We start from the raw sequence: 7,705 nt of genomic DNA, 5'->3' as shown, positions 1-7,705 counted from the left end.
GCTGATCGAGAACTCCCTCATGCACGGCGGCGGCACCGTCGCGCTGCGCACCCGGGTCACCGGGAACCAGGCGGTCATCGAGGTCACGGACGAGGGGCCCGGGGTGCCCGCCGACCTCGGGGCGCGGATCTTCGAGCGGGCCATCAGCGGCCGCAACTCCACCGGCATCGGCCTGGCGGTGGCCCGGGACCTCGCGGAGGCCGACGGGGGCCGCCTGGAGATGCTCCAGACCCACCCGCCGGTGTTCGCCCTGTTCCTGTCCCGGACAGCGCTCAAAAAGCCGGCGGAGGGCGACGCCGGGAAGCCGACGGTCCGGTGACCACCGGTCCGGTCCCCCTCAGGCGCGCTGCCGGGGCCGGGGCTTCTTCCGCTCCGCCGCCAGGAACGGCCCCGCGCCCGTCACCGCGTCCTCGACCGGCAGCGCCCGGAACACCCAGGTGCGGTACGACCAGAAGCGGAACAGGGTGGCGACCCCGATGCCGACGAACTTGAAGATGTTGCTCTGCAGCGGGCTGTCCCAGCCGAAGCCGTACGTCGCCGTGTAGAGCACACCGTTCTCGATCACCAGGCCGACCGCGCTGAACAGCAGGAACAGCGTCAGTTCCTTGGTGCGACGGCTCTTGTCGCGGTCCCGGTAGGTGAAGTACCGGAAGCCGACGTAGTTGAAGACGATCGCGACGACGGTCGCGATCACACTGGCCCGCACGACCGGGAGGCCGGTGGTGTGCCGGACGAGGTTGAACACGAGGAGGTTGACCAGCACGCCGGCCCCGCCGACCGCGCCGAACTTGGCGGCCTCGCGCACGAGCCGGTCGACACGCTGTCGTGCCGCGCTGCGAGGCGGCGGAGGCGTCGCAGGGAGCCCCGAGGAACCACGTCCCATGGCTTTCCAGGCCCCCGTCCGTAGGATTCGTCAACCCAGCCATGCTAACCACCCCCCGTTCGTGATCGCCCGTGGGCGAGAGCACGGGTCGAGCGCGGGCCGGTCCGGGAGGGCGGGAAACCGGCCACCGTGGCGGGGCCGATACCCTAGGAGAGTGACGTTCCCGGTAGTCGGCATGGTCGGCGGTGGCCAGCTCGCTCGTATGACACACGAGGCGGGCATCCCGCTCGGCATCAGGTTCAAGCTCCTCAGTGACACCCCGCAGGATTCCGCGGCGCAGGTCGTGAGCGACGTCGTCATCGGCGACTATCGCGACCTCGACACGCTGCGTGACTTCGCGCGCGGGTGCGACGTGATCACCTTCGATCACGAACACGTACCCACCGAGCACCTCCGGGCGCTGGAGGCGGAGGGCATCCCCGTCCGCCCCGGCCCGGACGCGCTCGTGCACGCACAGGACAAGGGCGTGATGCGGGCGAGGCTCGACGCGATCGGGGTGCCGTGCCCGCGGCACCGGATCGTGAGCGACCCGGCGGACGTTGCGGCCTTCGCGGCGGAAGGCGTGGCCGAAGGCGCCGGGGGCGACGGCTTCCCGGTCGTCCTCAAGACCGTCCGCGGCGGCTACGACGGCAAGGGCGTGTGGGTCGTCGGCTCCGCCGAGGAGGCCGCCGCGCCCTTCCGCGCCGGTGTGCCGGTCCTCGCCGAGGAGAAGGTCGACTTCGTCCGGGAGCTGGCCGCCAACGTCGTCCGCTCCCCGCACGGCCAGGCCGTCGCCTACCCGGTCGTCGAGTCCCAGCAGGTGAACGGCGTCTGCGACACGGTCATCGCGCCCGCTCCCGACCTCGACGGGACACTGGCCCTGCGCGCCGAGGAGATGGCGCTGCGGATCGCCAAGGAGCTGGACGTCGTCGGCCACCTCGCCGTCGAGCTGTTCCAGACCCGTGACGGCCGCATCCTCGTCAACGAACTCGCGATGCGCCCGCACAACTCCGGCCACTGGTCGTTGGACGGCGCGATCACCAGCCAGTTCGCCAACCACGTCCGCGCGGTCCTGGACCTCCCCCTCGGCGACCCGCGCCCGCGCGCGAAGTGGACCGTCATGGTCAACGTCCTCGGCGGCGACTACCCCGACATGTACTCCGCGTACCTGCACTGCATGGCCCGCGACCCCCAGCTCAAGATCCACATGTACGGCAAGGACGTGAAGCCCGGCCGCAAGGTCGGCCACGTCAACACCTACGGCGACGACCTGGACGACGTGCTGGAGCGCGCCCGTCACGCTGCCGGCTACCTGAGAGGCACGATCACCGAATGAGCCCAGTTGTCGGCATCGTCATGGGATCGGACTCCGACTGGCCCGTCATGGAGGCCGCCGCCCAGGCCCTCGACGAGTTCGAGATCGCGTACGAGGTGGACGTCGTCTCCGCGCACCGCATGCCCCGCGAGATGGTCGCGTACGGCGAGCAGGCCGACGGGCGCGGGCTGAAGGTGATCATCGCCGGTGCGGGCGGCGCGGCCCATCTGCCCGGCATGCTCGCCTCCGTGACCCCGCTGCCGGTGATCGGCGTCCCCGTGCCGCTGAAGTACCTCGACGGCATGGACTCGCTGCTGTCGATCGTGCAGATGCCGGCCGGCGTGCCCGTCGCCACCGTCTCCGTCGCCGGCGCCCGTAACGCGGGGCTGCTCGCGGCCCGCATCCTGGCCGCGCACGACGAGGAACTCCGCTCCCGCATGCGGGAGTTCCAGCAGGAGCTGAACGACCAGGCCACCGAGAAGGGCAAGCGGCTGCGCGCCAAGGTCGACGGAGCGGGCAACGGTTTCGGCTTCGGGAAGTGACGGCGATGACCTCGCTGGCGGCGGCCCGGGAACTCCTCGCCGAGTTCCCGGTCGCCGACGGACACAACGACCTCCCCTGGGCGCTGCGCGAACAGGTCCGCTACGACCTCGGCGCCCGCGACATCAGCGCCGACCAGCGGGCCCACCTGCACACCGACATCCCGCGCCTGCGCGCGGGCGGGGTCGGCGCCCAGTACTGGTCGGTGTACGTGCGCACGGACCTGCCCGACCCGGTCCCGGCGACGCTGGAACAGATCGACTGCGTACGGCAGTTGCTGGCGCGCCATCCGGGGGACCTGCGTCCGGCGCTGACGGCGGCCGACATGGAGGCGGCGCGCGGTGAGGGCCGTATCGCCTCGCTGATGGGCGCGGAGGGCGGCCACTCGATCGCCGACTCCCTCGGCACCCTGCGGATGCTGTACGCGCTCGGCGTGCGCTATCTGACGCTCACCCACAACGACAACGTGGCGTGGGCGGACTCCGCGACCGACGAGCCGGGCGTCGGCGGGCTGTCGGCCTTCGGCCGGGAGGTCGTACGGGAGATGAACCGGGAGGGCATGCTGGTCGATCTGTCCCATGTGGCCGCCTCCACCATGCGGGACGCGCTGGACACCTCCCGCGCGCCGGTGATCTTCTCCCACTCCTCGTCCCGGGCGGTCTGCGACCATCCGCGCAACATCCCGGACGACGTCCTGGAGCGGCTGCCCGCGAACGGCGGGGTCGCGATGGTGACGTTCGTCCCGAAGTTCGTGCTCCAGGCGGCCGTGGACTGGACCGCCGCGGCCGACGAGAACATGCGGGCGCACGGCTTCCACCCCCTCGCCACCACAGCCGAGGCGATGAAGGTGCACCGCGCCTTCGAGGAGCGCCGCCCGCGCCCGGTCGCCACGGTCGCGACCGTGGCGGACCACCTCGACCACATGCGCGAGGTCGCCGGCGTCGACCACCTCGGCATCGGCGGCGACTACGACGGCACCGCCTTCACCCCCAGCGGCCTCGGCGACGTCTCCGGCTACCCCCACCTGATCGCCGAACTCCTCGACCGCGGCTGGTCGAAGCCCGACCTGGCCAAGCTGACCTGGCAGAACGCGGTACGGGTGCTGGGCGCGGCGGAGGACGTGGCGCGTGACCTCCAGGCGACGCGGGGTCCGTCCAACGCCACGATCGAGTCGCTCGACGGCTGACCGGGCCCGTGGGCCAGGACAGGGCAGGCCAAGGCAGGGCAAGTCAGGGCAGGGCAGGGCAGGCCAAGTAGGCCAAGGCGGGTCGGCCGTCGGTCGTCGGCCGGGTGATCCGCCGTGTGTCGCCGGCCTCGTCCGCTCCCGCGAGACCCCGGGCGAGGTGATCGGCGCGGCGCGGACGGTCCGACCCCGGCACCGGCGTCAGCCGCGGGCGATCGTGTAGCCGACGCCGCGGACCGTCCTGATCAGCGACTGGTCGTCGTCGCCCAGCTTGCGGCGCAGGTAGTAGACGTACGTCTCGACGGTCCCGGCACGGAACGGGGTTCCCCAGACACGGTCCAGGATCTGCTGCTTCGTGACGACCTGGCCGACGTTCTCCAGCAGATAGCCGAGCAGCTCGAACTCCCGCGCCGACAGCTCGATCCGGATGCCCTCCCGCCACACCGCGCGACGGTCCCCGTCCACCGTGAGGCCCCCGTGGCGCAGCAGCCGGCTCTCGTCGGACAGGTCCCGTTCCAGCAGCTCCTGGAGGCGCGCGACCGCCTCGGCGGGCACGAACGGCTTGGTGACGTGCCCGTCGGCGCCCGACATCACCTGGCGCACCGCGGCCCGGGCCCCCGGGTCGTCGTCGCCGGAGAGGAACAGCACCGGCGCGTGCACCCCGGCGGCGCGCAGTCCGCCGTACGTCTGGAGGCCGTCGTCGTCCGGCAGGGCCAGGTCCAGGACGACCAGGTCGGGCCGGGTGGACCGGCCGACGGATATCGCGAACCGGCCGCGGCCGGCCGCGTAGACCTCGAAGCCGAGCTCGCTGAGCCGGGCGATCAGGGGACGCACGGAGTGGTCGGCGCTCACGACGAGAGCACGGAGGGGGGTAGGTCTTTGAAGGTTCACGTACTTAGGACGAAGACCGGCCGCCGAAGGTGCCCGTGCGGTACCCCGAACGCCCCGCCCACCAGGAAGGCCCCCCGGCTCCGTGCGACGGTGACCGTACAGCGATCAGTACTGCGATCAGGACACCGCGAGGTAGATCGCGAGGTAGATCGCAACGTGGACCACGCCGTATGCACGACGTATCTCACGACGTATCTCACGACGTACGGAGCCCGCCATGGCAGACCTCCAGGACGAACTGCACACCACCACCGGGGTCGGCGAGTTCGACGACCTGCCGGCGCCCCTCCCGGAGCCCGCCTCCGACTCCTACGCGGCGGAGCCGTACACCCCCGTCGCCGCCCCCGCCCCCGTCGCCGCCCCTGTCGCCGCCGCCCCCGGCACCACCCGCCTGGACCGCGCCCGCGCCCTGCTGACCGAGCACCCCGTCGCCGACGGTTACAGCGGGCTGCCCTGGGCGCTGCGCCATCTGCCCTGGTACGACCTGGAGATGGGCGAGAGCGCCGTCGACACGGACGTGCCACGACTGCGCGAGGGGCAGGTGGGCGCCCTGCTGTGGTCGCTGCACCTGCCCGAGGGGCTTGACGGCGACCGGGCCGTCGGTGCCACCCTGGAGCAGCTGGACCTGGTCAAGACGGTCGTGCGCGCGCACCCCGAGGGGCTGCGCCTCGCCCACACCGCCGGGCAGATCGCCGATGTCCGCCACTGCGGCCGGATCGCCGTCCTGCCCGGCCCCGCCGGAGCCGCCGCGGTGGGCGACTCCCCCGGCATCCTGCGCTCCCTGCACGTCCTCGGCCTGCGCTTCCTCACCCTGACCGGGGTGTCCTGGGCCAGCGAGGCCGGGCTCACCCGGTTCGGCGAGGAGATGCTGCGTGAGATGAACCGGCTCGGCGTGCTCGCCGACCTGTCCGGCGCCTCCGGGGAGACCATCCGCCGGGTGCTCGCGGTGTCCAAGGCGCCGGTGGTGTGCACCCGTTCCGCCGCCCGCGCCCTGCGGCCCCACCCGGCCAACCTCCCCGACGACCTGCTGGCCCAGCTGGGCGCCGTGAAGGGGCTGTGCATGGTGCCGCTGACCGCCGAGCAGACCGGCGCGACGGTCCGGGACGTCGCCGACCACCTCGACCACGTCCGCGCGGTCGCGGGCGCGGAGTGCGTGGGCCTGTCGGGTACGTACGACGCGGGCACCGCCCACCCGCAGGAACTCGGCGACGCCTCCTGCTACCCGTACCTCGTCGCGGAACTCCTCCGGCGCGGCTGGCCCGAAGCCGACCTCGCCCTGCTGACCTGGGGCAACGTCCAGCGCGTGCTGCGCGGCGCCGACTTCGCCGCCCACGCCGCCCAGCAGCGCCGGGAGCCGTCCACCGCGACCATCGCCGAGCTGGACGGCTGACCCCGGCTGCGGCGGTCAGAGCGGGTCGATCCGGCACAGGCAGAAGGGGTGGCCGGCGGGGTCGGCGTACACCCGGAAGTCCTTCTTCTGGTCGTCCTCCCGGTCCAGCACGCGGGCCCCGAGCGCCAGCACCCTCTCCTCGGCCGCGTCCATCTCCTCCCAGGTGGTCCCGGCGTCGAAGTCGAGGTGGAACTGCTGCGCGTTGCGGTCCGCGCGCGGCCACTCCGGCGGGGTGAGGCCGGGCGCCCGCTGGAAGGCGAGCCGCGGCCCGTCCGGGACCCGCAGGACGACCCAGTCGTCGTCCTGCGCCTCGGGGGTGCCGCCGCCGATCCGCGCGTAGAACTCGGCGAGCGCGTGCGGGTCGGGACAGTCGACGACTACGGAACGCAGACGTGCCACGGGTGCGGGTGCGGGTGTCATGGGGTCCTCCCGGCTCGACGGACGGTCAGGGGGCTGGACGGTCGATCAGCAGGCGCAGAGGCAGAACGGGTGCCCCGCCGGATCCGCGTAAACCCGGAAGGTCCGCGAGCGGTCCGCCGTGTCCAGCGGTGTGGCGCCCAGCGCCAGCGCCTCCTTCTCGGCGGCGTCCAGATCCTCCACGGTGAGGTCCAGGTGGAACTGCTGCGAGTGGTCGGCCGCGGGCCACTGCGGCGGTACGTGACCGGGAGCGGCCTGGAACGCCAGCGTCTGCCCGTCGGGCAGCTTCAGGTCCACCCACTCCGCTTCCCTGACCACGGTGCCGCCGAGCACGCTCGCGTAGAACCGGGCGAGCGCGTGCGGGTCGGGACAGTCCAGGACGACGGCACCCAGCTTGGCGAGAGCCATGACTTCCTCCTCGGAGTCGGAGACACTTGTCCGCCTTCGGTTACTCATAGAGGCGAGTAACCGGTAACGGTTACTGCATGCTGCCGTATAGGAGGTAACAAGGCAAGGGAGCAAGGCAAGGGGGCAAGGCGAGGGAACAAGGGGACGGTTACCGCATACCCGGCACCGGAGGTAACGTCGCGGGCATGAGTGAGAGAACGCCCGCTCCCGGGGGCCTGGCGCTGGTCGAGTCCCTGGTGAACACGCTGGACATCGAGACGGGCGCCGACTCCCTGGACAGGGCGGAGGGCCGGGCGCGTTTCGGGCTGGCCGAGACGGAGGCGGCCGGGGCGCGGGAGCTGCGCGAGTCGCTGCGGGCGGCCCTGCTCGCCCACGCCGGCCACCCGCCGCACCGCGCGGTGACACCGCTGGGCGAGCTGTTGGCGGCCGCTCCGCTGGTGGTGACCGTCGACGCGGGCGACGGCTCGGCCGCCCTCGCCCCGGCCGACGAGGGCCCGCTGCTCTCCCGGGTCGCCGGGGCCGTCGCCCAGGCCCTCGTCGAGGGCACCTGGACCCGGCTGAAGGCCTGCGAGGCGGCCGACTGCCACTGGGCGTACTACGACCGCAGCCCGGCCGGCCGGGGCCGCTGGTGCTCGATGCAGGTGTGCGGGGCGCGCGCGAAGATGCGCCGGTACCGGGCGAAGGACTGACGGCGAAGGA

General features: G+C 72.6%; 10 protein-coding genes. 6 read left to right on the top strand and 4 right to left on the bottom strand.

All coding sequences use genetic code 11. From position 1 onward, the window contains the following. A partial coding sequence (locus ACWD0J_RS34315; RefSeq protein WP_451499772.1) for an ATP-binding protein occupies positions 1-319 on the top strand: 319 nt, incomplete at its 5' end. A gap of 18 nt (positions 320-337) precedes the next feature. Here ACWD0J_RS34315 and ACWD0J_RS34310 read toward each other — a convergent pair. Beyond that, a complete protein-coding gene (locus ACWD0J_RS34310; RefSeq protein ID WP_451499771.1) occupies positions 338-883 on the bottom strand; it encodes a GtrA family protein in 546 nt (181 codons plus the stop codon). Between the two features lie 154 nt (positions 884-1,037). Here ACWD0J_RS34310 and ACWD0J_RS34305 point away from each other — a divergent pair, with 154 nt between their 5' ends. From ACWD0J_RS34305 to ACWD0J_RS34295, 3 genes are read left to right on the top strand one after another with little or no spacing between them, the layout of a single operon-like run. Beyond that, the gene (locus ACWD0J_RS34305) at positions 1,038-2,198 is read left to right on the top strand and encodes a 5-(carboxyamino)imidazole ribonucleotide synthase (protein ID WP_451499770.1); all 1,161 of its coding nucleotides are present in this window, start codon (positions 1,038-1,040) and stop codon (positions 2,196-2,198) included. Beyond that, positions 2,195-2,719 carry a 5-(carboxyamino)imidazole ribonucleotide mutase gene (gene purE / locus ACWD0J_RS34300; RefSeq protein WP_451499769.1) on the top strand — a complete coding sequence of 175 codons (525 nt, stop codon included), beginning with the start codon at positions 2,195-2,197 and terminating at the stop codon, positions 2,717-2,719. Before ACWD0J_RS34305 ends, purE begins: the two co-directional genes overlap by 4 nt. Before the next feature lie 5 nt (positions 2,720-2,724). After that, the gene (locus ACWD0J_RS34295; RefSeq protein WP_451499774.1) at positions 2,725-3,903 is read left to right on the top strand and encodes a dipeptidase; all 1,179 of its coding nucleotides are present in this window, start codon (positions 2,725-2,727) and stop codon (positions 3,901-3,903) included. Between the two features lie 198 nt (positions 3,904-4,101). Here the strand turns inward: ACWD0J_RS34295 and ACWD0J_RS34290 are convergent, their stop codons facing one another. Continuing rightward, entirely contained in the window at positions 4,102-4,752 is a 651-nt protein-coding gene (locus ACWD0J_RS34290; RefSeq protein WP_451499768.1) for a response regulator transcription factor, read from the bottom strand. 256 nt (positions 4,753-5,008) lie between these two features. Between ACWD0J_RS34290 and ACWD0J_RS34285 the strand changes: the two genes are divergently transcribed. After that, positions 5,009-6,181: a dipeptidase gene (locus tag ACWD0J_RS34285; protein ID WP_451499767.1), complete on the top strand. Its 1,173-nt coding sequence runs from the start codon at positions 5,009-5,011 to the stop codon at positions 6,179-6,181. A gap of 15 nt (positions 6,182-6,196) precedes the next feature. On the opposite strand, the gene ACWD0J_RS34280 is transcribed toward ACWD0J_RS34285, so the two are convergent. Beyond that, positions 6,197-6,601, bottom strand: a complete 405-nt coding sequence (locus ACWD0J_RS34280) for a VOC family protein (protein WP_451499766.1) — start codon at positions 6,599-6,601, stop codon at positions 6,197-6,199. 45 nt (positions 6,602-6,646) lie between these two features. Beyond that, entirely contained in the window at positions 6,647-7,006 is a 360-nt protein-coding gene (locus tag ACWD0J_RS34275) for a VOC family protein (protein WP_451499765.1), read from the bottom strand. A 185-nt stretch (positions 7,007-7,191) separates the two neighbouring features. Between ACWD0J_RS34275 and ACWD0J_RS34270 the strand changes: the two genes are divergently transcribed. Then, a complete protein-coding gene (locus tag ACWD0J_RS34270) occupies positions 7,192-7,695 on the top strand; it encodes a CGNR zinc finger domain-containing protein (protein WP_451499764.1) in 504 nt (167 codons plus the stop codon). Positions 7,696-7,705 lie beyond the last annotated feature (10 nt).

The sequence above is a fragment of the Streptomyces sp. NPDC003011 genome (genome assembly GCF_053591515.1).
The sequence above is the reverse complement of the archived record's forward strand: the minus strand, read 5'-3'. Positions and strand labels throughout refer to the sequence as shown.